Source organism: Sphingobacterium sp. SYP-B4668 (assembly GCF_027627455.1).
Classification (GTDB): domain Bacteria; phylum Bacteroidota; class Bacteroidia; order Sphingobacteriales; family Sphingobacteriaceae; genus Sphingobacterium.
Window position 1 is genome coordinate 1,457,069 of sequence record NZ_CP115483.1, and the last position, 25,140, is coordinate 1,482,208.

General features: G+C 40.7%; 22 protein-coding genes. 11 read left to right on the plus strand and 11 right to left on the minus strand.

The window, feature by feature from the left end:
- Nucleotides 1-48: 48 nt before the first annotated feature.
- The 3 genes from OQ289_RS06345 to OQ289_RS06355 all read right to left on the minus strand — a co-directional run bounded on the left by OQ289_RS06345 (nucleotide 49) and on the right by OQ289_RS06355 (nucleotide 5,099).
- The gene (locus OQ289_RS06345; RefSeq protein WP_270089896.1) at nucleotides 49-3,201 is read right to left on the minus strand and encodes an efflux RND transporter permease subunit; all 3,153 of its coding nucleotides are present in this window, start codon (nucleotides 3,199-3,201) and stop codon (nucleotides 49-51) included.
- 84 nt (nucleotides 3,202-3,285) lie between these two features.
- Nucleotides 3,286-4,461: an efflux RND transporter periplasmic adaptor subunit gene (locus tag OQ289_RS06350; protein ID WP_270089897.1), complete on the minus strand. Its 1,176-nt coding sequence runs from the start codon at nucleotides 4,459-4,461 to the stop codon at nucleotides 3,286-3,288.
- A 173-nt stretch (nucleotides 4,462-4,634) separates the two neighbouring features.
- Nucleotides 4,635-5,099, minus strand: a complete 465-nt coding sequence (locus tag OQ289_RS06355; RefSeq protein ID WP_270089898.1) for a GNAT family N-acetyltransferase — start codon at nucleotides 5,097-5,099, stop codon at nucleotides 4,635-4,637.
- A gap of 192 nt (nucleotides 5,100-5,291) precedes the next feature.
- Here OQ289_RS06355 and OQ289_RS06360 point away from each other — a divergent pair, with 192 nt between their 5' ends.
- The 5 genes from OQ289_RS06360 to OQ289_RS06380 are packed head-to-tail and all read left to right on the plus strand — an operon-like array spanning nucleotide 5,292 to nucleotide 11,239.
- Nucleotides 5,292-6,425 carry a porin gene (locus tag OQ289_RS06360; RefSeq protein ID WP_270089899.1) on the plus strand — a complete coding sequence of 378 codons (1,134 nt, stop codon included), beginning with the start codon at nucleotides 5,292-5,294 and terminating at the stop codon, nucleotides 6,423-6,425.
- An 18-nt stretch (nucleotides 6,426-6,443) separates the two neighbouring features.
- Nucleotides 6,444-7,874, plus strand: coding sequence for an anion permease (locus tag OQ289_RS06365; RefSeq protein WP_270089900.1), 1,431 nt, complete (start codon nucleotides 6,444-6,446; stop codon nucleotides 7,872-7,874).
- Between the two features lie 10 nt (nucleotides 7,875-7,884).
- On the plus strand, nucleotides 7,885-8,541 hold the full coding sequence (locus tag OQ289_RS06370; protein WP_270089901.1) for a succinate dehydrogenase cytochrome b subunit: 657 nt from the start codon (nucleotides 7,885-7,887) through the stop codon (nucleotides 8,539-8,541).
- Nucleotides 8,542-8,557: 16 nt separating this feature from the next.
- Complete coding sequence (locus OQ289_RS06375) at nucleotides 8,558-10,474, plus strand: fumarate reductase/succinate dehydrogenase flavoprotein subunit (RefSeq protein WP_270089902.1); 1,917 nt, start codon at nucleotides 8,558-8,560, stop codon at nucleotides 10,472-10,474.
- 18 nt (nucleotides 10,475-10,492) lie between these two features.
- On the plus strand, nucleotides 10,493-11,239 hold the full coding sequence (locus OQ289_RS06380; protein ID WP_270089903.1) for a succinate dehydrogenase/fumarate reductase iron-sulfur subunit: 747 nt from the start codon (nucleotides 10,493-10,495) through the stop codon (nucleotides 11,237-11,239).
- A gap of 18 nt (nucleotides 11,240-11,257) precedes the next feature.
- Here OQ289_RS06380 and OQ289_RS06385 read toward each other — a convergent pair whose 3' ends face one another.
- Nucleotides 11,258-12,349 (minus strand): 3-oxoacyl-ACP synthase III family protein, encoded by a 1,092-nt coding sequence (locus OQ289_RS06385; protein ID WP_033565369.1) that lies wholly within the window; start codon nucleotides 12,347-12,349, stop codon nucleotides 11,258-11,260.
- Nucleotides 12,350-12,745: 396 nt separating this feature from the next.
- Here OQ289_RS06385 and OQ289_RS06390 point away from each other — a divergent pair, with 396 nt between their 5' ends.
- The gene (locus tag OQ289_RS06390; protein WP_270089904.1) at nucleotides 12,746-14,170 is read left to right on the plus strand and encodes a Glu/Leu/Phe/Val family dehydrogenase; all 1,425 of its coding nucleotides are present in this window, start codon (nucleotides 12,746-12,748) and stop codon (nucleotides 14,168-14,170) included.
- Between the two features lie 132 nt (nucleotides 14,171-14,302).
- Here the strand turns inward: OQ289_RS06390 and OQ289_RS06395 are convergent, their stop codons facing one another.
- A complete protein-coding gene (locus OQ289_RS06395) occupies nucleotides 14,303-15,265 on the minus strand; it encodes an alpha/beta hydrolase (RefSeq protein ID WP_270089905.1) in 963 nt (320 codons plus the stop codon).
- Between the two features lie 66 nt (nucleotides 15,266-15,331).
- Nucleotides 15,332-15,841 carry a hypothetical protein gene (locus OQ289_RS06400; protein ID WP_270089906.1) on the minus strand — a complete coding sequence of 170 codons (510 nt, stop codon included), beginning with the start codon at nucleotides 15,839-15,841 and terminating at the stop codon, nucleotides 15,332-15,334.
- 235 nt (nucleotides 15,842-16,076) lie between these two features.
- Here OQ289_RS06400 and OQ289_RS06405 point away from each other — a divergent pair, with 235 nt between their 5' ends.
- Entirely contained in the window at nucleotides 16,077-16,439 is a 363-nt protein-coding gene (locus tag OQ289_RS06405; RefSeq protein WP_270089907.1) for a hypothetical protein, read from the plus strand.
- Nucleotides 16,440-16,449: 10 nt separating this feature from the next.
- On the plus strand, nucleotides 16,450-16,656 hold the full coding sequence (locus tag OQ289_RS06410) for a helix-turn-helix transcriptional regulator (RefSeq protein WP_270089908.1): 207 nt from the start codon (nucleotides 16,450-16,452) through the stop codon (nucleotides 16,654-16,656).
- Between the two features lie 199 nt (nucleotides 16,657-16,855).
- On the opposite strand, the gene OQ289_RS06415 is transcribed toward OQ289_RS06410, so the two are convergent.
- Both OQ289_RS06415 and OQ289_RS06420 read right to left on the minus strand, forming a co-directional pair.
- Complete coding sequence (locus OQ289_RS06415; RefSeq protein ID WP_270089909.1) at nucleotides 16,856-16,987, minus strand: hypothetical protein; 132 nt, start codon at nucleotides 16,985-16,987, stop codon at nucleotides 16,856-16,858.
- A gap of 10 nt (nucleotides 16,988-16,997) precedes the next feature.
- Complete coding sequence (locus OQ289_RS06420; protein WP_270089910.1) at nucleotides 16,998-17,366, minus strand: hypothetical protein; 369 nt, start codon at nucleotides 17,364-17,366, stop codon at nucleotides 16,998-17,000.
- Nucleotides 17,367-17,407: 41 nt separating this feature from the next.
- Between OQ289_RS06420 and OQ289_RS06425 the strand changes: the two genes are divergently transcribed.
- Nucleotides 17,408-18,205 (plus strand): helix-turn-helix domain-containing protein, encoded by a 798-nt coding sequence (locus OQ289_RS06425; protein WP_333485592.1) that lies wholly within the window; start codon nucleotides 17,408-17,410, stop codon nucleotides 18,203-18,205.
- A gap of 25 nt (nucleotides 18,206-18,230) precedes the next feature.
- Here OQ289_RS06425 and OQ289_RS06430 read toward each other — a convergent pair whose 3' ends face one another.
- Entirely contained in the window at nucleotides 18,231-20,516 is a 2,286-nt protein-coding gene (locus OQ289_RS06430; protein WP_270089911.1) for a glycosyltransferase, read from the minus strand.
- A complete protein-coding gene (locus OQ289_RS06435; RefSeq protein ID WP_270089912.1) occupies nucleotides 20,506-21,594 on the minus strand; it encodes a hypothetical protein in 1,089 nt (362 codons plus the stop codon). Before OQ289_RS06435 ends, OQ289_RS06430 begins: the two co-directional genes overlap by 11 nt.
- A 389-nt stretch (nucleotides 21,595-21,983) precedes the next feature.
- On the opposite strand from OQ289_RS06435, the gene OQ289_RS06440 reads away from it, so the two are divergent.
- Nucleotides 21,984-22,280, plus strand: coding sequence for a hypothetical protein (locus OQ289_RS06440; RefSeq protein ID WP_270089913.1), 297 nt, complete (start codon nucleotides 21,984-21,986; stop codon nucleotides 22,278-22,280).
- Between the two features lie 167 nt (nucleotides 22,281-22,447).
- Here the strand turns inward: OQ289_RS06440 and OQ289_RS06445 are convergent, their stop codons facing one another.
- A complete protein-coding gene (locus OQ289_RS06445; protein WP_270089914.1) occupies nucleotides 22,448-23,185 on the minus strand; it encodes a GntR family transcriptional regulator in 738 nt (245 codons plus the stop codon).
- 177 nt (nucleotides 23,186-23,362) lie between these two features.
- On the opposite strand from OQ289_RS06445, the gene OQ289_RS06450 reads away from it, so the two are divergent.
- A complete protein-coding gene (locus OQ289_RS06450; protein ID WP_270089915.1) occupies nucleotides 23,363-25,135 on the plus strand; it encodes a class I mannose-6-phosphate isomerase in 1,773 nt (590 codons plus the stop codon).
- Nucleotides 25,136-25,140: the final 5 nt, after the last annotated feature.

The window sequence follows — 25,140 nt, forward strand, 5'->3', positions numbered from 1 at the left end:
TTTTTGTATTTTTCGTGATTTTTTTGGATGCGGTATAAACATGCTCCGTTAATCTTGTGGTTTTATCTTGCTTCTTACCTTTTCGTCTATCGTCTTAAATACAATAAATAGGATTGGAATAATAAAAATTCCCAGTACGACTCCTGATAACATTCCTCCGGCCGCACTGAAACTAATGGAATGGTTACCGATTGCTGAAGGTCCTACACTCCACATCAAAGGGACTAAACCAGCAACAAATGCTAAAGAGGTCATTAAGATGGGACGCAATCGTAGTCTAGCTCCCATAATTGCAGCCTCCACGATACTGAGTCCTTTGTTGCGCTGCTGGACAGCGAACTCGATAATAAGGATGGCATTCTTGGCTAGTAAGCCGATCAGCATAATAAGTCCAACTTGTACATATATGTTGTTTTCGAGGCCTACGAATAGTATCGTTGCATATACGCCTACTAAGCCCACTGGTACAGACAAGAGTACAGCCCATGGGAGGATATAGCTTTCATATTGGGCCGCTAGCAAGAAATATACAAATAATAGACTTAAGCCGAATATCAAAGTGGTCTGTGAGCCGGATTGGCTTTCTTCATAACTCATCCCGGTCCACTCGAAACCGTAATTGCCTGGAAGTTTTTCATCAGATAGCTTTTGGATTGCCTTCATGGCATCGCCGGTGCTATATCCATCGGCAGGTTCGGCATTGATGGATATGGCATTATAAAGGTTGTATCGGGCAATGGTTTCGGGACCTACGACTTTTTCGAGTGTCAGTATAGTGCTGACCGGTACCATCTTCCCATTTTTATTTCGAACGAAAATGGAATTGAATGATTCGGGGTCTTTACGATAGTCAAAGTCAGCTTGTACGTATACTCGATATTGTCTTCCAAATCTGCTAAAATCACCTGCTTGGACACGAGCAAAGTAGGCGCGGATAGTGGTCATCAATTCCTTGATATCAACACCCAACGTTTTGGCTTTGACTGCATCTATGTTGACTTCGTATTGTGGGAAGTTAGCTTTGAAAGAAGTATAGGCGTTGTTAATTTCAGGTAATGCATTGAGCTGATTGATAAATGTATCTGCAATAGTGTTGAAATCATGTATGTCGCCGCCCAAACGATCTTGGAGGACGAGTTCTATTCCAGCGAAATCACCGAATCCTTGGACCGTAGGTCTTGGAAATACGGTGAACTTAGCTTCGTTTATCTGCGCAAGGTCATGACGGATCGTATCCATGAATGCATCGATGTTGTGGATGTGCTTGCGTTGGGCATGAGGTAACATGTTGATATAGCCTGCAGCAAATGCGGGACTGGAACTTCCGTCCAATACATTGAAACCGGATACGGTGGTCATTCCTTTTATGTCTTCTCTTTTTTTGAGAATGCTATCGGCGCGTTTAAGCACTTCTGTTGTACGAGCCAATGATGCTCCTGGCGGCATCGCTAACGAGTATGTGACAAAGCTATCGTCCTCAGTAGGGATGAAGCTTTTGGGAGCGTTTATCATTAACACCATTCCTATCACAGAAATGATTATCAATCCGGTCCAAGCGAGAGTTTTCTTTTTTATCAAGAACTTGACGGCATCAATATACTTTCCTGTGAGTCGGTCAAAGGACGTATTAAAGGCCTGGAAGAAACGTAGTTTGTAGGTCGAAAATTTGTTTTTTGGAGATGTACCTTCGTCTCCGGTATGTGGATTCTTCAAGAGCAACGCACATAGGGCGGGACTCAATGTAAGCGCATTTAATGCGGATATGAGAATGGCGGTGGCCAGGGTGTACGCAAATTGTCTGTAAAAGATTCCTGCTGGGCCTTCCATAAATCCTACGGGTAGGAATACAGCTGCCATCACCATGGTAATGGAAAGGATGGCGCCTGTAATCTCAGACATGGTGGAGAGGGTAGCTTCTTTGGCCTTAAGTCCTGTGGCGTGCATTTTCTGGTGTATAGCTTCTACTACTACTATGGCGTCATCGACCACAATACCAATGGCCAATACCAAGGCAAACATGGTCAATACATTGAGTGAAAACCCGAACAATTGAAGAAAGAATAAGGTGCCAATGAGTGACACAGGAATGGCAATGGCAGGAATCAAGGTCGATCTAAAATCCTGTAGGAAAATAAATACGATAATGAATACCAAGATGAAGGCCTCGAAAATGGTATGCTTAACTTGTGTAATCGATTCGTCAATCTGGTCTCTTACAGCGTACGTGACATCATATTTAATACCCTCCGGAAATGATTTTGACATCTCTTGCAGGGCTTTTCGGACGGCAATATCAATGTCGTGGGCATTGGATCCACTTGTTTGGGTAAGGTTAAGTGTGAGTCCGGGGTGTCCATCTACTTTGTTGTCACTTCCTAAATTGGTTGCTCCAAATTCGATTCGGGCAACATCTTTAAGATAAAGTACCGATCCGTCTTTATTGGTCTTGATAACTATAGTTTCAAATTCTTCGGGTTGTGTAAATCGACCTTTGTGTTTAATTACGGTTTCGAAGGCTTCGTCAGATGTCTCCCCGAATTTTCCAGGCGCAATCTCAAAATTCTGGTCTTTGATGGCGCTCATGACGTCTTGGGGCACGAGGTTGTAAAGTGCTAATTTTTCGGGATTGAGCCATAGTCTCATGGAGTAATCTCGAGCGCCTACGCGAGATACCTGCGCAACACCATCGACACGTAATAAGGGACGCATCATATTAATTTGGGCATAAGCCTGTAAAAAGGTTTCGTCGTAGGCACTATCTTGATGGTCAGAGTATAGATTGATGGTCATGATAATCCCACTTTGCCTAGGCATCACGGTGATACCCGCTTCGTTTACTTCTGATGGGATGGAGCTAATGGCCTTGGATATGCGGGTTTGTACATTTACGGAAGCGACATCGGGGTTGGTGCCAGTCTTAAAAAAGACTTGTACGGATCCTGAACCAGAGTTGGATGCAGATGATTTAATATAGGTCATGTCCTCTACACCATTGATGGCTTCTTCTATGGGAAGTAATACGCTCTTGGCTACTGTCTCTGAATTAGCCCCGGGATAACTTAGGGAAACGACTACGCTTGGGGGAGCGATTTCTGGAAAGCGGGAAACGGGAAGTAATTTTAATCCGACCAAGCCCAGTATTACCAATAAAATGGATACTACTGTGGCTAGAACTGGTCTGTTGACAAATGTTTTTAACATATCTTTTATCGATTTGGATAGACAATAGAATATCTATCTTCCTCTTTTGAGAGAGGAAGGAGCTGGGTATTGAGTCTTGTAACGTTATTGTTTTTGAGGAATCGGCTGAATAATCGATCCTTCTGTAATTTTGTCGAATCCGCTTAGTATGACGCGATCTCCAGCGGTAAGGCCATCGGACACGATGTAGTTTGCCTTACTTTTGCCGTTGACTTTTACGGTCTTACGCTTAGCTTTATTCTGTTTGTCCAATACATAGACGTAGGTTTGATCTTGTAGTTCGTTGGTGGCGACCTGTGGAATCTGAATGACGTTCTTCTTGATTTCGGCTATCTTCAATGTCCCGCTACTACCCGTACGGATGATGTTTTCGTGATTAGGGAATGTTGCCCGCAGGGAGATTGCTCCTGTGGTACGATCCACTTGACCATTGACGGCATCGACTTTTCCCTTTTTGGAATATTCTTCTCCGTCGGCAAGGACTAAGGTTGCTTCAGGAAAGGTCAATTGATTGTGATTATTGTATTCAACGCCTGCTATGCTGTCTTCACGGGCCTTGGCTTTCGAAAAATATAAGAAATCAGATTCGCTCATGGCAAAATATACATATACCTCCTGAACATCTGATAATACAGTCAAAGGATCTTTATCCCCTTTGGAAACTAGATTGCCTATACGCTTTGGTATCCGACCGATATACCCACTCACAGGAGCTTCTATAAGCGTAAATCCTTTGTTGATTGCTGCACTTCTCACTGCAGCATTGGCTTGGTCAAGTGAGGCTTTGGCTACTTCATACTCGGATTTAGCAGCAGAAAGTCTGACATCGGAAATGACATCATTTTGTACCAAAGGTCGTAACCTATCTACCTCCAGTTGGGCATTGGCGAGCTTTGCTTTGGCCACTCTAGAGGTTGCTACCATATTGTTGAGATCTTCTTGATAAGTGGAAGCATCTACTTTGAACAGCTTTTGTCCCTTCTGGACAAAAGAACCTTCATCGACATATATCTCTTGTAGTAATCCTTCAACCTGAGGACGTATTTCAACGTTTACCTTTCCCTCGATTGTTCCGAGGTAGTCCTTTACTGTACTTGCATCGCTGCTCTGTACTTCATAGACAGGTAGAGCAATCGCCTTATTGATGTTCTCTTTTTCTTCTGATTTACCTGCAGTGCAGCTGGCTAAACTTAAGCTGATGACTAGGAACCCTAAAACATGAGGAATAAATTTTAAATTAAATAGCTTCGTTCTTTCCATTAATATATAATCTGTATCGTGCAACTTTCTTGTTACCGTATTGCATATACAACGCCAAAAAAACAGATTTGGTTTGTTTTTAACAAAAATTAACAGATTAACTAATAGGTCAGCTTGTGAATATACTGACCAAATTAGTAGATGTCTTTCTGAATAGTTATTATTGAAATGTGTTATTCTTGAGTGTGCTCTTTATATTCCATCCAATAGAGATCAAAGCCTTCGGCCCAATAGTCTTTTATTACTTCTTTTAAGATGAAACCATTTTTCTGATAAAATAGATAGGCGAGTTGGGAAGTCCTCACAGAAATTAAATGAGTGTGGGGTAGAGACTTAATGTAAGTTAATCTGTATTCGAGTAGTTTTTTGCCAATACCCTTTCCATGAAAATCTGTCGCGATAAAGTCCCAACTAATTTTAGCAATATTTTGAGGGATATCAAAATTTATACCGCCAGCACCGACAATCGTTTGATCTATTTCCGCGACAAAATACTGCTCTAGCTGATGTTCTAAATAGGTTCGAAAATCTTCGATCTCACTTTCTGCAAAATAGGTGGGTACATTTTGTTTCAATAGTTCAATCAGCGCATTTTTGTCTGATTTTTTGTATGGCCGTATGGTGATGGATGGATACATTGTTATTCTTATATCATGCGCGTGGGATATGTCTGATATGAAGGTAATGAAATTTGCCAATGGTTTGGGTATTTGTAGTCGATTACTAATTTATTTTTTTAAACTAAAACAATTACTATCTACGAATTGTATCTAATAATACCAATTGACAGTGTTTAACTAATGACCTAGTAGCCTATGCGAAATATTGTTATGTTTCTAGTTTTATTCTTTTTAGTCACATTCGGCGCTGTATGCTCCTTATATGCGCAGGTGCCAGATAGCACTTGGGGAAAAGAATTTGAAAATTATCCAACGTTTAAATTTAAGGGGCTTTTCCAAGCGCGTTATATAACGAGTCTTGCTAAAGATGTAGATGTGGGTGGTTTACATCATGTCGATCATTCCGGAACGGACAATACATTTGCCTTGAAGTACATGCGTGCACAGGTACAGGCCAAGATCAGTAAACGTACCGAAGTCGTAGCATTGGTCAATCTAGCTGATTTCAAAAATGATCCGAAGACAAGGGTCCTCGAAAATGCTTACCTCAAATATACGTTTAATCCGAAAATAGCGATTACTGTAGGACAATTCAGACCTTGGTTCGGTATTGAGGAGACCTATCCAGTAGATGTCATTAAATCTTTGGAATGGTCTAACCAGTATGCTGAATTTGGAAAAAACGGATGGACTAGTTTTCAGATAGGGGCCTCTATAGGCGGTACGCTTCAACTGGGAAATCTTCCATTCCAGTATGCCGTGTCGGTGGTAAATGGAAATGGCAAAAATCAAGTTTCAGATAGCGATAATGGCAAACAGTATATGTCGAGGTTGGTCTTTGGTATTTCTAAGAAATATGGAGTCAACATCGGTTTAAATGGTGGTGTAGGGGAGGTTGTCAAAAAAAATGTTTATGCCTGGGGTGCAGATATCGTAGGGAATATCCCGTTTTCGCAAAAATGGAATCTAGACCTTCAACTGGAGGGTAAGCAGGCCACAAACCATAGCCTCTATACGTCATTGGCGGAGGATGAGCGCATCGGAGGGATCAACAATTATCTAGTTCGTGGCTTTTACTTTTTACCGAATCTACGCTACGAAATCAGACACAAGAATCTAAGCGCAATAGAAGCATCGTGCCGATTTGAATATTTAGATCGTAATTTTAGTATGAATCCAAACCCACGACAGACATTCACACCTATGCTTGGGCTGGAGTTCTTAAAGAATTATGGCGCTCGGATTCAAGTCGGTGTACAAATGGATCGGTATAAACATCAGTACGAGAACACTACAACCTATAACGGCAATCTATTAATTGTACAGGTGCAGAGTAGACTTTAGAAAACTAACCCCTAAGATATGAAGGAAATTAACATTAAGAAGATTGGTATTACCTTTCTAGTTGCGCTGGCTATCTGGTTTATGCCTATACCGGAAGGTGTAAAACCGGAGGCTTGGCACCTATTTGCAATATTTGCATCCACCATTTTGGGAATTATCCTTAAGGCGGCGCCAATGGGAACGATGTGTATGATGGCAATTGCTTTTACAGCGTTTACTCAGGTATTGGCCCCTGGAAATGCAAGTGCTTCAATCGTTAAGTCCTTGAGTGGATTCGGAGATAAAGTCATCTGGCTAATTGGAATTTCATTTTTCATAGCAAGGGGTTTTATAAAGACAGGGCTAGGTAATCGAATAGCTTTTTTGTTTATACGGATATTTGGTAAAAGCTCATTGGGACTGGCGTATGGGCTAGGACTGGCGGATGTATGCTTGGCTCCCGCGATTCCGAGCAATACAGCTCGGGGTGGAGGTATAATCTACCCGATTATGAAATCTATGGCGATTAGTTTTGGTTCTGTGCCCGAAGATAATAAGACTCACCGAAAGCTTGGTGCTTTTTTGACTTTGAATAGTTATTATATGAATCTTATCGCGTCGTCCATGTTTTTGACAGGGACGGCCAGCAACCCAATGTGCCAGAAATTCGCTGCGAATCTGGGCATTGATATCACTTGGATGTCTTGGGCGATTGCTGGATTTGTACCGGGTCTCGCCGCATTTTTTATCGTTCCGCTTGTACTCTATAAATTATATCCACCCGAATTGAAGAAAACTGAGGGTGCGGCGAAGATGGCGAATGACAAATTGAAAGAGATGGGGCCAATAAAGATGAACGAATGGCTGATGTTGCTAGCGTTTTTTATCTTATTGGTGTTGTGGATTTTCGGTGCATCACTGTCAATTGACGCGACAACTACAGCATTCATTGGACTCACATTGCTGTTGTTGACTTCAGTATTGACGTGGGAGGATGTGAAATCTGAAAAAGGAGCTTGGGATACTATTGTCTGGTTTGCAGTATTGGTCATGATGGCGAGTTCGTTGAATGAATTGGGATTCATAGGTTGGTTCAGTGATTTGGTTCGGGTACAAATTGGTGGCCTTAATTGGATGATTGCTTTTCCTGTTATCATTTTGGTCTACTTTTTTAGCCACTATATATTTGCGAGTGCTACAGCGCACGTTGCTGCAATGTATGCGGCACTACTGGGAGTCGGCGTCTCACTGGGTATTCCACCTATGCTATTGGCCATGATGCTGGGTTTTATGGGGTCTATTTATGGCGTGCTTACTCACTATGGCCATGGTCCGGCCCCGGTGTACTTCGGGAGCGGCTATGTAGAGTTAAAGGCTTGGTGGCTGAGAGGGTTGGAGATTGGTATAGTACTGTTGATTATCTACATGGTGATAGGAGGTTTATGGATGAAAGTAATTGGTTATTATTAACGATACGCATATGTTGACAACACTCGCTCGAAAAATAGTTATGTGTCTGACAGGACTTTTTCTGTGTTTTTTCCTTATTATCCATTTGTTGGGGAATCTTCAATTATTCCTACCCCCAGAAGAGGCTCGGCTTCAATTTAATTGGTATTCAAACTTCTTGTCTGGCAATGTACTTATTAAAATAGTGTCGTATGTGCTGTATCTCAGTATTCTTCTACATATGCTAGATGCCTTGGTGATTACCATCAAGAATCGAAAGGCGTCGAAGCCGTATAAAAGAGATGGGCGGGGTCGTGCTAGTAAGTGGTACAGCCGCAACATGGGTGTTTTGGGGACAATTATTTTCATTTTTTTAGTGATCCATTTTCAAAACTTTTGGTATGTGTACAAGTTTGGCGAATTGCCGTTGGATGGCAATGGGCATAGAGATTTGTATTTGCTAGTCGTTACTACATTTCAAGAATGGTGGTACGTCATCATCTATGTTGTGTCTATGGTCGCCCTGTGCTATCATTTAATACATGGGGTCCACAGCGCCCTTCGGACATTAGGACTCTTTCATCCCAAGTATATGAAATGGCTAAAGATTGTTGGGGAGGTGTATGCGGTAGTCATCTGTATAGGGTTTGCGATGATGCCTATTTATATTTATTTCACGATGCATTAATTTAAGAATAAACGAAATGGATTTAAATGCGAAGATTCCCGAGGGGCCGTTGGAGCACAAATGGGAGAATTATAAAAAAACTGCAAAACTTGTTAACCCTGCGAATCGGAAGAAGCTTGAGGTTATCGTGATCGGAACAGGCCTTGCTGGTAGTTCGATCGCGGCTTCTCTTGGAGAGATGGGCTATCAAGTGAAAGTTTTTTGTTTTCAGGATAGCCCAAGAAGGGCCCACTCTGTGGCAGCTCAAGGTGGTGTTAATGCAGCAAAAAACTATAAAAATGATGGGGACAGTGTGTACCGAATGTTTGTAGATACCTTGAAAGGCGGAGATTTCAGGGCACGGGAGGCGAATGTGTATCGAATGGCAGAGTGCTCGCTTAACCTAATTGACCAGGCTGTGGCACAAGGAGTCCCTTTTGGTAGGGAGTATGGTGGCTACCTGAATAATCGCTCTTTTGGTGGGGTGCAAGTAAGTCGGACTTTCTACGCAAGGGGACAGACTGGGCAACAGCTGTTGCTAGGGGCTTATCAGGCTTTGATGAGGCAGGTAGGGAAGAAGACCGTTCAGTTATTTTCTAGGCATGAGATGCTTGACCTTGTGGTAATAGACGGAAAGGCAAGAGGGGCAATTGTTCGTAATCTGGATACAGGTGCGTTGGAGCGACACGCTGCACATGCGGTTGTACTGGCAACTGGAGGGTATGGTAAGATTTATTACTTATCTACATTGGCCATGGGGTGCAATGGGTCGGCCATTTGGAGGGCACATAAGAAAGGGGCATTTATGGCGAGTCCGAGTTGGATTCAGATTCATCCGACATCGTTGCCGCAGTCAGGGGATTACCAATCTAAGCTTACATTGATGTCTGAATCGCTGAGGAATGATGGGCGTATATGGGTGCCCTTGCAGCGCGAGGATAGTCGCCTGCCAAATGATATCCCTGAAAAAGATAGGGACTACTATTTAGAAAGAAGGTATCCGGCATTCGGGAACCTTGCCCCACGAGACATTTCCTCTCGAGCTGCCAAGGAAAGGATAGATGCGGGATTTGGTGTTGGTCCTTTAAAAAATGCAGTTTATCTTGATTTTGCAAAGGCGATTAAGGAACAAGGAGTCGATAAGATTAGAGAGAAATATGGAAACCTGTTTGACATGTACCATAAAATTACAGGATATGATGCTTATCAGGTTCCTATGATGATTTCTCCTTCGGCCCATTTTTCTATGGGAGGATTGTGGGTGGATTACGAATTGATGACCACCATACCAGGTCTTTTTGCTCTGGGGGAAGCCAATTTTGCAGATCATGGTGCAAATAGATTGGGTGCCAATTCATTGTTGCAAGCATCTGTTGATGGTTATTTTATTGCTCCTTACACAATTGCAAATTATTTGTCTGGAGACATACATACGGGTAAGATGTTGACTACGGACGTTGAATTTGAGGTTGCGGAGTCAGCTGTAAGAGAAAATCTATTGCGATTGATACGCATCAAAGGGGATACGACTGTAGATTATTACCACAAAGCCTTGGGTAAAATCCTTTATGACTACTGCGGTTTGGCCCGAAATGCTGACGGTCTGAAATGGGCCATTTCGGAGATAAAAAAGCTGAAGGAAAATTTCTATGAACACGTGAAAATACCTGGAGATCTAGATGGGATGAACGCTGAATTGGAAAAAGCAGGGCGGGTGGCAGATTATATGGAAATCGGCGAATTGATGTGTTACGATGCATTGACTAGAAATGAGTCTTGTGGGGCACATTTTAGAGAGGAATATCAAACGGAAGAGGGGGAGGCCATGCGCAATGATGCAGAGTATCAATTTATATCGGCTTGGGAATGGGACGCTAGGAAAACAGAGCCTACTCTTCACAAGGAAAACTTGACATTTGAGGTGGTGCAGCCTGTAGTACGTAGTTATAAATAGAAATTAGATAATTGAGTTATGAAATTGAACCTAAAAATTTGGCGTCAAAAGAATCGTGAATCTGAGGGACAATTGGTAGATTATATATTGGAGGACTTAAATCCGCATATGTCTTTTTTGGAAATGCTGGATACCTTGAACGAAAAACTGGTGCTATCGGATGAAGATCCAGTAGAGTTTGACCATGATTGTCGTGAGGGTATTTGTGGGCAATGTGGTGTAATGATCAATGGAATCGCACATGGACCGCTCAAAAATATAACCACTTGTCAACTGCATTTACGGACGTTTAAAGATGGTGAGACTATTTTTATTGAACCTTTTCGTTCGGAAGCTTTTCCCGTGAAAAAGGATTTAAAAATTGATCGTTCGGCATTCGATCGTATTATTTCGAGCGGTGGGTTTGTATCTATCAATACTGGACAAGCTCCGGATGCGCATGCACTTCCAGTGTCGCATCAAACGACCGAAGCAGCTTTTGATGCGGCCGCATGTATCGGTTGTGGTGCGTGTGTCGCAACTTGTAAGAATGGAAGTGCTGCCTTGTTTACTTCGGCCAAAATCCATCATATGGTATTGCTGCCTCAAGGGAAAGAAGAGCGACAAGAAAGGGTACTCCATATGGTCAAGCAGATGGATACGGAGGCTTTTGGGCATTGTTCGAATACGGAAGCCTGTGAGGTCGAATGCCCACAGGGCATCTCTGTCCTAAATATCGCGCGGATGAACTATGAATATAATAGAGCGCTTCTATTTAGGAAATAGGTATTGTCATGCAAACTGCTAAAAATCTTCCGGAAATGTGTATACTAGGCTGTTGATGTTCATTCCAGCTCCCATAGCTGCCATGACAATATGCTCGCCTTTTTTGAAAGCGTGTGGCTGGAGCTTACCTTGTACAATTAAATCAATAAGGGTGGGAATGGTGGCAACGGAACTATTGCCCAAAAATGAAATCGTCATAGGCATCCTATTTTGTGGTACCTCGAGAATGCCATACAATTCAAAAAGGCGAGTAAGCACCGCTTCGTCCATTTTGAGATTGGCCTGATGTATCAGAAATTTGGATATATCCGTGATTGAAATCTTGGCTTTCTGTATACTTTCGTCGATGATAAGTGGTACGTTTTTAAGAACTTGTTCATATAATTTGCGTCCATCCATTTTGAGAAAAAGGTCATTCCCAATATAATTTGGATTATAGGACTTGTCTAATCGTAGATAATATGCAAATGGATCGGCATAGGTTTTAGTACTGTGGGCGATGATGCCTATTGGCGTAGCACTTTGTTGTGCTGCTAAGATAATGGCTCCTGCGCCGTCGGAGTATATCATACTATCTCGGTCGTGGGGGTCGCATATACGGGACAAAGTTTCTGCTCCAATTACCAATATGCGTTTGGCACTGCCTGCTTTGATATACTGGTCTGCTTGGATAAGTCCTTGTAACCATCCCGCACACCCAAAAGGCAAATCGTAAGCGATGGTCTCCGGATTGTTGATCTTTAGGTTGTACTTAACTCTGGAGGCGAGGCTGGGTACCATATCGCTTCGGCCAATGTTACTTCGGATATCACCAAAGTTGTGGGCTAGGATAATATAATCTAGCGATTCAGGATCTATACCACTGTTTTGAAGTGCTTCTTTGGCCGCGAATGTTGCAATATCGGAAGCTACTAGATGATCTTCAACATATCTCCTTTCCTGTATTCCGGTGATTTGAACTAGTTGGTCGATGATTTGTTGATTTGTTTTTGCAAGTTGCTGCCCACTACTATCATAAAACGTATGGGTCAAGAAATTATCGTTTTTGACTATTTGTGTGGGTAGGTAACTACCACTACCCTTGATTATCGAGTAAATATGATCTGACATATTAGGATACATTTTAAGACCTCTGTCGCGCTCAGCAGTGACTAGGTTATGATGATGTAAGTTACCATTTAAACTTTATCAATACAGCAAAATCAATAATATTTTGTGCTAGACAAGAGGGCGCTAGAGGTGATTTACAAAATGTACTGTTATGCGCGATTGAAAAATTGAATGAATTGTGGGGCGAAAGCTGATGTTTTTATCATTGATTTAGCGATTCTATTTGATGATTTTTATCAAAATGACCTGAACATAGTTATAGTTTTAAAAATTTGATTGTCAGTGTATTTCGTTGTTATTCAATCGTTAAAAATCATAACTTTAATCAGTGGTAAACAAGCCCGTGTTATGATTTTAAGAACAATAGGAAATCAAGTATAAACTAACATATATTTTATGTCGAATTCATCACAAGAGAATTATAGTTTTTTAAAAGGAGTTGGTCAAAATTTTGATAAAGCGGCTGGTTTTACTCGATTTTCAGCGGGTATTCTGGAACAGATTAAGGCTTGCAACTCGATTTTGAGGGTCAAATTTCCGGTCAAGATAGGCGATACGGTAGAAGTAATCGAAGCCTATCGTGTGCAGCATTCGCATCACAAGCTCCCCTGCAAGGGAGGGATAAGGTTTAGCATGGAGGTTGATCAGGAGGAGGTTATGGCATTGGCTGCTTTGATGACTTATAAATGTGCGATTGTTAATGTCCCTTTTGGCGGTGGTAAAGGAGGGATCAAAATCGACAAAAGCAAGTATACCGAATTTGAACTTGAAAAAATAACGAGACGCTATACTTCCGAATTGGTGAAGAAGAATTTTATTGGTCCTGGTATTGATGTGCCCGCACCTGATTATGGGACAGGTGCGAAAGAAATGAGTTGGATACTGGATACGTATTCATCTCTGAATCCGAATGATGTGAATGCTCAAGCGTGTGTGACTGGTAAACCTCTTTCACAGGGTGGTGTACAAGGAAGGACGGAGGCAACGGGGCTAGGGGTATATTTCGGTATTCGGGAGGTCTGTTCTGTCAGGGAAGATATGGAGAGATTGGGGTTGAGTGTCGGGATAAAGGGCAAGAGAGTGATTGTACAGGGATTAGGGAATGTGGGTTACCATGCGGCTAAGTTTTTTCAAGATGCAGGGGCTATCTTGGTTGGGTTGATTGAATATGAGGGGGCGATTTATAAAGAAGATGGTCTAAATGTAGACGAAGTAATCGCACATCGTAAGTCCACAGGATCCATTTTACAATATGTGGGAGCTACTGACCTTGCAAATGGCGCTGATGGATTGGAACAACCTTGTGATATTTTAATTCCGGCAGCGCTGGAGTCCGTGATTCATGCTGGCAATGCTGATCGGATACAAGCTAAGATTATTGGTGAAGCGGCTAATGGACCTTTAACACCTGACGCGGATGCTATTCTACTCAAAAAAGGGGTTTGGATAGTTCCTGATATGTATCTGAATGCAGGAGGGGTAACAGTGTCGTATTTTGAATGGCTCAAAAATCTTAGTCATGTGCGGTATGGTCGACTGGAAAAGCGATTCAGCGAGAATATGTATGCCGAATTGGTCAATATTATTGAGTCCCTAACATTAAAAAAGGTATCTGAGCTTGAACGAAAAATTATCTTGAGAGGACCCGATGAGATTGATTTGATCTATTCGGGGTTGGAAGATACGATGATTGGATCTTATCAAGAGATTAGGGAAGTATATGTAAATACGAAAGGTGTAGATGACCTTCGAACGGCTGCTTTTATCTGCGCTATCAACAAAGTGGGTGCTGCATATGAGCAGCTAGGTATTTTTCCATAAGGACTAGCTCTCTATATATTTGCATATTCCTCATTTTTAATTAAGTGAATTGAGGGATATATTAATGAATTGAAAAATAGCCTGATGTATGGATTAACGCACTTGTTAATGAGGTTCTTTGGATGCGGTATCCTAGATTCTCTTTTCTGTTAACCAAGCAAACAGTTTGCTATAGACGAATTCTCTTACTTCTTTGGAAGATAGCACTAAGTCATGTACTCCGTTTTTGACAGACATAGTCGTGATATCGCCTTTTAATTTTTTGGCTTGGTTTTCAATTCCCTTGACATCGAGTACCAAATCACTTTTTGTCACATCGTCATTCCATTCGTTGTTTTTTTTACTTTGGGTACTGTACATGATGAGTGTTGGTACACTGATTTCAGGGCTTTGCCAGAGTACTCGATGTACCCGATGTACCGCCTTAATGAAGTGGATGGATGAATAGGGGAAATCTAGGGGTTTCCAGTTGAGATTAAAATTCCATTCACCAGCATAGTCTTTGTGTAGGCTTCTAGCATAGTGTTTGTTTAGTCTATTGGGCAGTTGTAAAGTAGGGAGCAATCCTGCCAATCGGCTGGCGAGAGGGATACCAATTTTTTTGGTGAATGAATCTACATTAAAGTCGTAAAATGGACTATTGAGCCATAACGCTTTTAAGAGTGGGTGCTTCGGATGTCGTATCGTATAGTAAGTCGTGGTCAACCCGCCTGTTGAATGCCCGCACATAAGAACGGTATCATGCCCTTCATCTCCAATGATATCTAATGCCATTGAAATCTCTTCATCATATTCTTGCAAATCTTTAACCAGAAAAAGGGACTGGTGAGGAAGGTGGGACCGACCGTATTTTCGAAGATCGAGTGCATAAAAGTCGTAACCATGAAGATTGAATTGTTCGGCCATTTCAGTTTGAAAGAAATAATCGATATAGCCGTGTATATATAGGGCTGCTTTTTTCGTTTTCTCTGAGGTCTTTTTACGAATTAGGGTCGCGACAACTTTGCCTTCGTAGTCATCGGCTAGTTTTAAGACGGTTTGCTCATACGGTGGCCCGAGGATGTCGGTTTGATAAGGATGATTGTTTGTTTTCATGAACGATCTGAATTGACGGTTAACTAACGGTATTCACTGCCTTGGATTGCTAATGACAGGACGGTGTTATAGTTCAGTTTGGTTGAAACTTCTGAGCACTTCTTTGAGGCTTCCTAGTATAGCTGGATTTTCATGGCCATATACTACATTGTCTATTTTCCATTTACCCTTTTTTAGTAAATGAATATCATCTGTCCAAGAAATATTTTCCCCGATATTATTGTGGAAACGGACCTCCACGACGGCAGTGCTGTCGCGAATACGTATTTCTAGTATTTCATGGGAAGTAGATCCTTCATACAGTCCTGTAAAGATATCACCTTCTATAAGAAGAGGTTTATCTGTAGGATAATTGCTTTTGGAAATCTTTTCAGCAGATTTTTTTTCCTTTTGTTGTGCACTATCTATGAGTGTAACAAGTTCAGCTGAAAGTAGACTCTTATTGACATTTGCGTAGTTTTCGCGTGTGCTATAGAAAGTGTCGATAAGCACAGCAATCTCGCTTTTATCAGTGCTGCCACAAGCGATTATCAGCATAAATATACCCCATAACAAACCTGTTGAAACCTGCTTCATAGTCTTTAATGTTTTTATAAAGGTACTTACCAAATCTCGATATTACAAGGTGGTCAATCTATGGGTCAAAAATCAGTATTAAAGATGTTTCTCTCTAAAAAACTTCAGGATATAACATTCAGGTAGAGTAGTGTATACGCTATTACCGATTTATAGTGTTAAAAAAATAGAAAAGTAAAGTAAACTTGTCATTTTGAGTAGTTTGTTTATCTTTACTGTATTAAACTTAAACAACATGAACGCAAAAAAAAATTCGAATCTCTTCTCATTTCAACGATATGTAGGGATTGGGGTGACTATACTTGGTATATTTGTCATCATTGGAGACCGTTCAGCGGGGGCTACTGTACCTCTCATGGTGGGATTATTTACGTTGTTTACTTCGAGGGAACGTGTCGAGGACGAACGATCAGTATCTATTAAGACATCTTCTCTTTATTTTGCACTTGTCATCGCCTATACCATTAAGCTATTGAGTTCCTATTTTTACTCGGAGGGATTGATTCACTGGCAAATTACAGAGGTTGATTATTTCATTATCCTATTATTCTCGTTAGCTTTGGTGATTTATTATTTTAGATTGTACTTCGGAAAATAGGACCTATCATATGACAAACACACTGAAGGTAGAGCGGGCAAAACGTAATATGACACAAGCGGAGCTTGCTGGACTGATAAATGTATCCAGACAGACTATTAATTCGATTGAAATTGGAAAATTTGTGCCCTCCACATTACTGGCGATGAAAATCGCACATATATTCGAAACGAAGATAGACGATATCTTTACGCTTGAAAATTCGGACTGGAGTTAAAAATATTTAAGAGTTTCGTTACCTGAGATTGACTCCAATGACTTGAACAAATCTCCAAGTTCATTCAGAAAGAACAACGGAAAAATTGTACAATGGCCATACTAACCATATGAAAAAGGCGGTAAAACTTTGCTAGTGTTGACCGCCTTATTTTAATTCTTACCTAGTCGAATTCTGCAGTTTCGGATTAACTATCAGATTATTTCTTGGATTTACCTGATACTTTGGAGGTTAGGTTGGGAACGTCTTTTGAAACAGTATCTTTTCCTTTTTGATAATCAGATAATTCCTTTTCTTTCGATCCTTTTGCCTTTTTCTTTTCTTTGCTCATGATTTTGTTTTTAGTTGTGTTTAATATTTTGTTCCAATTGTCGTATGTGCCTGTCTAGGAGATTGTGATTCAAATTTTGGTAGTTGTCGGCACGAAATGTCTTCAGCGTTATAATGATTTTTGTGGCTTCTGAAAGGAGCGAATTTATATAACAGAGTGCTCCTGATTTAGCTCTTTCCATAGCCAATATAATGTCAGTATAGTCTCTAAATTTATAAAAATTGGGATTCAGGGTGTAGTGCTCAACGTCCGTTGATGGCTGCTCTTGTTGGACTTCATTACTACAGGACTGCCAAGGCGATCTTGCGAAATCATTTGCAGATATAATGACTACATCTGTCTGGTTTTTGTAGACCCGATAATATTTGATATAATTCATGACAGTATTTTTTAGTAACGTTTGACCGCGTTGTATTTATCATGAAAGAGTATCTTGTTGCCTCAAGGCCGTCCGATAGATTCCAGACCAAAAACAAAGTAGTTTTTAACCAAGGCATTCCTTATTCGGTGACTGTCCCTTATGATATGCCCGGTGGCATAAGGGTGTTTAGTAAAGATAGTGAAATATATTGGTTATCAATTATTTATTGCGATAATGGTGTATCTTTACGCTTTGTTATCCTAGGATATCACATTTTATTTTTTTATGTAGGGACGTTGAAGATATTTGTTAAATATATGGTAAGCAATCGCTGTAAGTTGATTGTTAAGGCTGAGCTTGATCACTTGGGTATTATATACGGTGATATTGATCTTGGGGAGATAGAAATTAAGCAGCGCTTGACAGCATCGCAGCTGGAGTCTTTTAAAGTAGCGCTATCTAAGTCTGGTTTGGAACTGATGGATAATAAGCGCGCAATTTTGATCGAGCGGATTAAGAATGCAGTCATCGACTTGGTTCATTATACAGCAGATTTTCCGACTATCCGTAAATCCGATTATCTGAGTGAAAAGTTACAGTATGACTATACCTATCTGGCCAATGTATTTTCGGAATCGACAGGGACGACCATTGAACACTACTTTATTCTACATAAAATTGAAAAGGTCAAGGAATTGCTCATCTACAATGAGATGAGTCTATCCGAGATTGCTTTTCAGCTTAATTACAGCAGTGTGTCACACCTTTCTAAACAATTCAAAAAAATAACCGGCCTGACCCCCACTTTTTTTAAAAATATGCGTTATAAAAAGCGGATTAATCTGGAGGATGTATAAATTGAATGGCAACAGCTGAAATATGTTATTTTATATCCAGCTTCTCTAAGGTAAGTCTTGCCAGGAGATAACTTACAGTGGATTCTGCCCCCTGATTCAGATTGATGTATTCTTCTTCAATTCCATCATAACAACCGCCGGTTACCGGATTATAAACGATTTGATTCAAATGATTCTTTCCTAAGAACCAATCAAAAGCCTGTTTAATCTGTAGGGCATACTTTTCCTGTGGGAATATCTTTTCAAATTTATTAAGAGCCAAAATAGTATAGGTAATATCAATCGGTTGTTCACCCCCAAGCGTTGGATTCTGGCAGATACCCTTGTGTGCCCATCCTTTGTTAGAAATTACGTGTATACGATCGTTGACAAATATTTTGGAAAGGAGAAAGTCGAAAGACGATTTTGCTATTTCTTTGTAGATGGGATCTTGAGTGGAAATATAGGCACAAAGGAGGGCTTCGGGTATTGCACTATTACCATAGGTAAGGTATTTTTCAAACCATAGCCAAGAATCTTCTGCTTCCGTTTCGTACATGGCAACCAACCTGTCTGCAAGTTTTGATAGGATGGGAAGATTTATCTTGTTGTTTTGCAGGTGAAGCCCCTTAATTGTGAACGACAAAGCTCTTGTAGAGCATATTTGTTGTAACATTGGAAGAGCTTTTTCTAATATGTCATCAGCCTGTTGAGTATACGTATTGGGCAGTATGTTTTTTAGCGATACTACATGCCCTAACGCCCAAGCTGCCCTGCCATTGGAATCGTCTAGATTGACCTCGGCATTTTGACTAGTGAATGCTTTTTCACTATCCATGTAATTCAAGAATTTACCATTTTCTTGGAGACAATGGCCAATAAAATTTAGGTAAATTCCAATAAGTCTTAAATCCGATACGTCTCGATAGAGCTCGAAGTGCTGACTTAAAGCGACCAATGCTCGTGCATTGTCATCTAAAGTGTATCCTGAAGAAAGATCAGGTGTACTGGTTTTTGCAAATTGGATCATGCCAAAGTCGGTCGTCATTCTCTCGATATGATCGAGATTCACTTGGGGTAATGAGTATCTGATTATTTTATTCTTGTCTTTAATCTTAAAGATATTGGCGTGCGCTATCGCTGAATTTTGCCAAGATGTGCACACCATCTTTTGAAGACTGTTTAATCCTAGCCATTCCTGTATATCCGTATTCTCGAGTATATTGTTTGCAGCATCTGCTAGTTGAGTGAAAGCTTCAAAATCGATAATAACCCCCATATCTTCTTTTAATACCTCGCGTACATGGGGTATTGGAGTAGATATGATGGGGCACCCACTACTGATGGCATACGAGAAAGTGCCACTGACAGCTTGATGTCTATCATTAGACGTAAAGAGATAAATATCGGTTAATAGGAGGTATTCGAGGAGATTCTCTATAGGCAGATATTGATCGACTAAAAGGACGTGTTCTTCGATTTCCAGTGTCTTTATAATCGATTTCAAATGTTCTCTATATTGCTCACCTTCATTTTTAACAATGGATGGATGTGTTTTGCCAATTATCAAAAAAATAACGTCTGGATTCTGTTTGATGATTGTAGGAAGTGCATGTAAGGTAGTTTCAATGTTCTTCCCAGGACCTAAAAGCCCGAATGTAGAGAGCACTCTGCGATTAGGGACCTTATATTTCTCTTTTAACTCGTCTTTATCTTTAGCAGGTAGAAGATGGGTGCCATGTTGGATGATCTTAATTTTTTCAGGTTCAATGCCATAGTCTTTCATCAATATATTTGCGGAGTGGTTGGTCATGACAATGATACGTTTGCAGGCTTCGGCTATTTGCTTTATCTGCAGTTTGAGTTTTTCATCCGGATTGGGTAAGACTGTGTGGAAGGTGATGATTACATCTTTCTTGAGTAGATTCAAGAAAATACCAAACATTTCTTCTTGTTCTTTAAATAAACCAAATTCGTGTTGGACAGATACCACTTGGACATTATTAGCCTTGTTGATATTATCAGCTAGATTAATGTAGGATCCCGTGTCTGATGTGTCTAGTATATATCGGGGCGTGCGTTCATATTGGAGATGTTCATGGGATGCTTCTACAGGGACGATAGAGATTTCGAAAGATTCGTTAAACTTCTCTTCTATCGCTTGAATCAAATCAGTAGTATATGTTGCTATTCCACATTCTCTTGGTGGGAAGGATGAGATAAACATTAGGCCAGTACGGGGATTGGTAGTCACTACCGCTGGTAGCGAACCTATAATCTCACTTAATTGATTTTTTTCAATAATATGATACATTACGTCTTTAGTTTTCATAGTGATTGGGGGAATGTTGGGTAGAAATATGGGATTTTTTCGTTTCTGTATGTTGGAGTTCAAATAGTAATGCGGTGATTGATACAGACGCTACCGCAATCCGTTCATCCGCAGCCCCGTAATAGATGTAGAGCATATCTCCTTCCACTACGGCCCCTGTGGGAAAGCATACATTACTAACTTGGCCCATGCGTTCGTATTCTTCCTCTGGGAAGAAAAGTGGGTAGGGTAGTCTGCCGATTTCCTGTTGAGGGTCGTCGAGATCTAGCAAGGCGGCACAGCAACAGTAGGTATATCCTGCGATAGTATCGTGCACTCCATGATAGATCAGCAGCCAGCCTTCTGAAGTCTCGATAGGAGGACAACCGCCTCCAATATAACTGACTTCATGTGCGTATTTTGGTGTTAACAGCACATTTTCTTCAAAACGTGTAAGATAATTTTTCCAAAATTGCTCGTTCAACTCCTCTAAACTATTGATACCAATCAATAATTGTACATCGGGTCTTATTCTATGTAGAAAATACAGTCGATGATGGATCCTCCTTGGAAAGAAAATTAGATTTTTGTCCCAAACCATAGCATTTCCATCGGTATGTGGCTTTTCAGTCATATCGATGTTGTATCGACTGTATTTAACATTCAAGTGGGCCTTAGTTTCCAATAATGTTTTGAATTCATCATAGGTAATCTGCGGTACTATAATCCCATGCTTATGCCATTTGGTCAAATTGAGGGAGGTCGCAAGTGCGCCAAGAGCATTTACACCGTCATAAGCCGTGTAGGTAAGGTAGTACAGCCCGTCAATTTTGACAATTCGAGGATCTTCCATTCCATGAATCTCAAAGTTGTACTCTGGGCTCATAATCGGTATATCCCGTCGTTCTTCTATGACTAAAGGGCTCGATAGTCTGCAATACCCAATAGAAGAAAAATTACCCTTTCTAACAGCCCGATAGAAGAGATGGATATGTTGTCCTTCCTTAATGACGCCAGGATTGAGCACGCCTACATTTTCAAACGCAAGGTCGGTCTTTTGCAATAGTACCCCCTCCTTTCTAACCTTGATTGTTCCCATAATTGTTATCTGTTTTTTGCGTGCATTCAATGGATGACTGGTTGTTAGTGTATACCCGCAGAGAAGTAAATCGTTACATCAAAGGTGGTGTTTTGTTGTTCGATCTCGTTATATCATTTATCACCAAGTTTGTATTATTCACACATTTTACTTTTTGTGACATTATCATGTGTAATAGGGATATTGTATAAAGTGCAGATTGAATTATGCACGGTCCGTGTTTGCGACTATCCAATAACAAAATGTATAGAACCATGGGCATGCTCGTGTCAATGCTTTTGAATCTATTATCCTCCGATTTTTGCCGATGGATTGTCAAACAAATTAGTGACTTACCTGTTTTTTACATGTACTACCATATAAGATGGTTCTAATAAAAAGAGATGATTATGCTAGACCCCAAAAAAAATAATCAAGAATCAGAAGATAATCAAGATTATCCTGGGTATCCGCACTATTCGGCAAAGGAGGATATTTTTAGTAAAGAAACGCGGGTATTGGACGAAGAATTGGGACAGGAGCCCTTATCCAAAACCGATGAACGGTCTTTGGATGAGGGCTTGGATGTGCCTGGTTCAGAGCTGGACGATGACCAAGAAGAAATTGGTTCAGAAGATGAAGAAAATAACTATTATAGCTTAGGAGGGGACAATCACGAGGATTTAGAGCAAAGCGAGGATTTCTAAATCCTCACTTTGCTTAAAAATATCCTATTGTTCAAGGTCGATGTTTCAGGGGTTCGTTGCGATGACTTGGTGCAATATGAATATAATGTAGCCGATATCTTAGGTTCGCTCGTAAGCACTTTTTTGACCTATCTTGTCATTATAAAAGCTATATATTGGTTACTATTTTAAGGTCCTTGTTCACTTTCAATGGCATATATAAAGCGGTCGGATCGATAGTAACCTTTGTTGTATTCGATCGGCTTGCCCTGCTTGTCTACTACATAGCGACGTCTAAACAATATTGGACTCCCTATTCCAATGTCTAATTTTTCGGCAATGTGATCATCTGCAGCCATTGCACTAATCTCTTCTTGTGATTTGTATGCGATTACATTAAAAGATTGCTTTAACATTTCATATAATGGAAGTTTGAAATTCTCATCACCCGTCATTCCTATCTTTGGATCGAAGAATGATTCGAAATATACAAATGGACCATCCGGAGTACCGCGCAGTCGGGCGAGTCTTAATATTTTACTGTCCATTTTGATATCAAAAAAGGTTGCTGTTTTTTTTGTTGGATTGACCCATGAAATATGGAGTTCAAAGTTTTTAATCGGAATTTCACGGGCCGCCATTTCTTGGGTGAAACTCATCCAGTTTTTTGATTTGGAGCTGATATGACATTGTTGATTCACCCACGTACCACGTCCCTTTTTACGGATGAGGAGTTCTTCAAATACAAGCTTGTTAATCGCTTGACGTAATGTGGTGCGTGATACCCCCATTACTTTGGCAAGTTCCAATTCATTGGGTAGTAGCTTTCCATTTTGATATTCTTTGACGACTATCAGGTCTCGTAACAATGTTTCTACCTGCTGTATCAAGGGGATAGATGAAGTTGGGTTGATTTTTAGATTCATGTAATTCTCTTCAGTAAAATCGTGTAGTAAAATATAAATACGCAACAAATGTATGTACAATTTATTTATTTAACTTGTATATGTAGATACAAAGTTTTATAATTGTGTATTAAATCAAGTGAATTATTCTTTTTGACGGTATGTGCATAATTTTATGTGTATACATTTTAATAAAATATGGAAACAACATTTTTGCAACGAGGCACACGGCAGCCTGTAATGCCAGCACAGATTCAATCTACTTCATCTGAAGGATATACTATTTATCCCTCTTTTTCAATAGCGAGTGGCCAGATTCATGGGGGGTATGACTCCTTGGTTGATTGGTTGAGCAGTCAAAAGCAGGTTGTGGTAGATGGTTATGTGGGAGTGGATTGGAATGGTATCCGTGTTGCTTTGGATGCTGGGTTTGTGAAGCGTGGCCTTCGTGTAAATTGGATTGATACACGAATGTTTCTAAAGAGTGAAGAGACTTTGGATGCTTTGGTGGCTCCCTATATGGGAGCAGTGGATTCGGTCTGGGGAAAGGTGACCGATTTAGAGTTGGGGCAGTTTTTTAATCTTGAGGAATTGGAGTCGGTCGCGGTAGATGATAGCTATGATGTCAATATTGTTTGGGGTACAGGGGCACTATTTGCTAAGGGCTTTACTAGATCTATTTATTTTGATTTGCCAAAGAATGAATTGTTGTATCGAGTTCGAGGAGGCTCTGTTTTCAATTTGGGGTCAAGCCACTCTATTAATGGGATGACAACCTATAAGCGTCTGTATTTTGTAGATTGGATTGTTCTAAATAACCATAAGAAGAAGATGTTGGGACGGTTGGACGCCTATGCGGATACACAGTGGGGTGATACGTTGAATTGGATGGAGGGTGCAGCGCTAAGTGAATCGATCAAAGCTATGGCAACTACAGTTTTTCGCCCACGTCCTTGGTTCGATCCTGGAGTGTGGGGAGGACACTGGATGAAGGATAGATTTACAGAATTGGCTCGTGAGGAAGAAAACTATGCGTGGTCTTTTGAAATTATAGCGCCCGAAAATGGAGTAGTGATGGAAAGCGATGGTTTGTTACTTGAGGTTGCATTCGATACGTTGATGTATGCGCAGTCCAACGTTATCCTAGGGCGTGATCACGCTCGTTTTGAAGATTTCTTCCCAATTCGGTTTGACTTTTTGGATACTTTTGATGGGGGTAATCTGTCGATTCAATGTCATCCGTCATTGGAGTATATCCAAGAGCAGTTTGGTGAAAAATTTACACAGGATGAAACCTATTATATCATGGACTGTAAAGAGGATGCTAAGGTGTTCTTGGGTTTCCGTGAAAGCGTCGAACCAATCAAATTTCGTGAAGCTTTAGAGTCTAGTCAAGCGAACGAAGAGCCGCTCGATATTACACAGTATGTAAATGTATTCGATAGTAAAAAGCATAACTTTTATTTGATTCCGAATCAGACTGTACATAGCTCGGGTAAGAATAATATGGTTCTAGAGATTTCGGCGACGCCATATATCTTTACGTTCAAAATGTATGATTGGTTGCAGAAGGATAAAGAGGGAAAGCCTAGGCCAATCAATATAGAGCATGGTTTTAACAACTTAGATTTCACTTGCAAAGGTGATCGAGTAGAGCAAGAATATATTTCTAAACCCTATGTAATTAGCGAGGATCAATCGCATCAATTGATTCACTATCCGACCCATGAACGTCATTATTACGATGTGCATCGCTTGGATATCTATACAGAAGTGTGCGTGGAGACTAATGACCAAGTGCATGTGCTGATGTTAGTTGAAGGTTCGGCGATAGAGGTAGAGGATGCATCAGGCCGTTGCCAACGCTTCTTTTATGCTGAGACCTTTATTGTGCCTGCAGGGAATGCACGATACACTATTCGTAACCTAGGCGATGAACAAGCGAAGGTAATTAAGGCATTTCTGAAATAGCCACC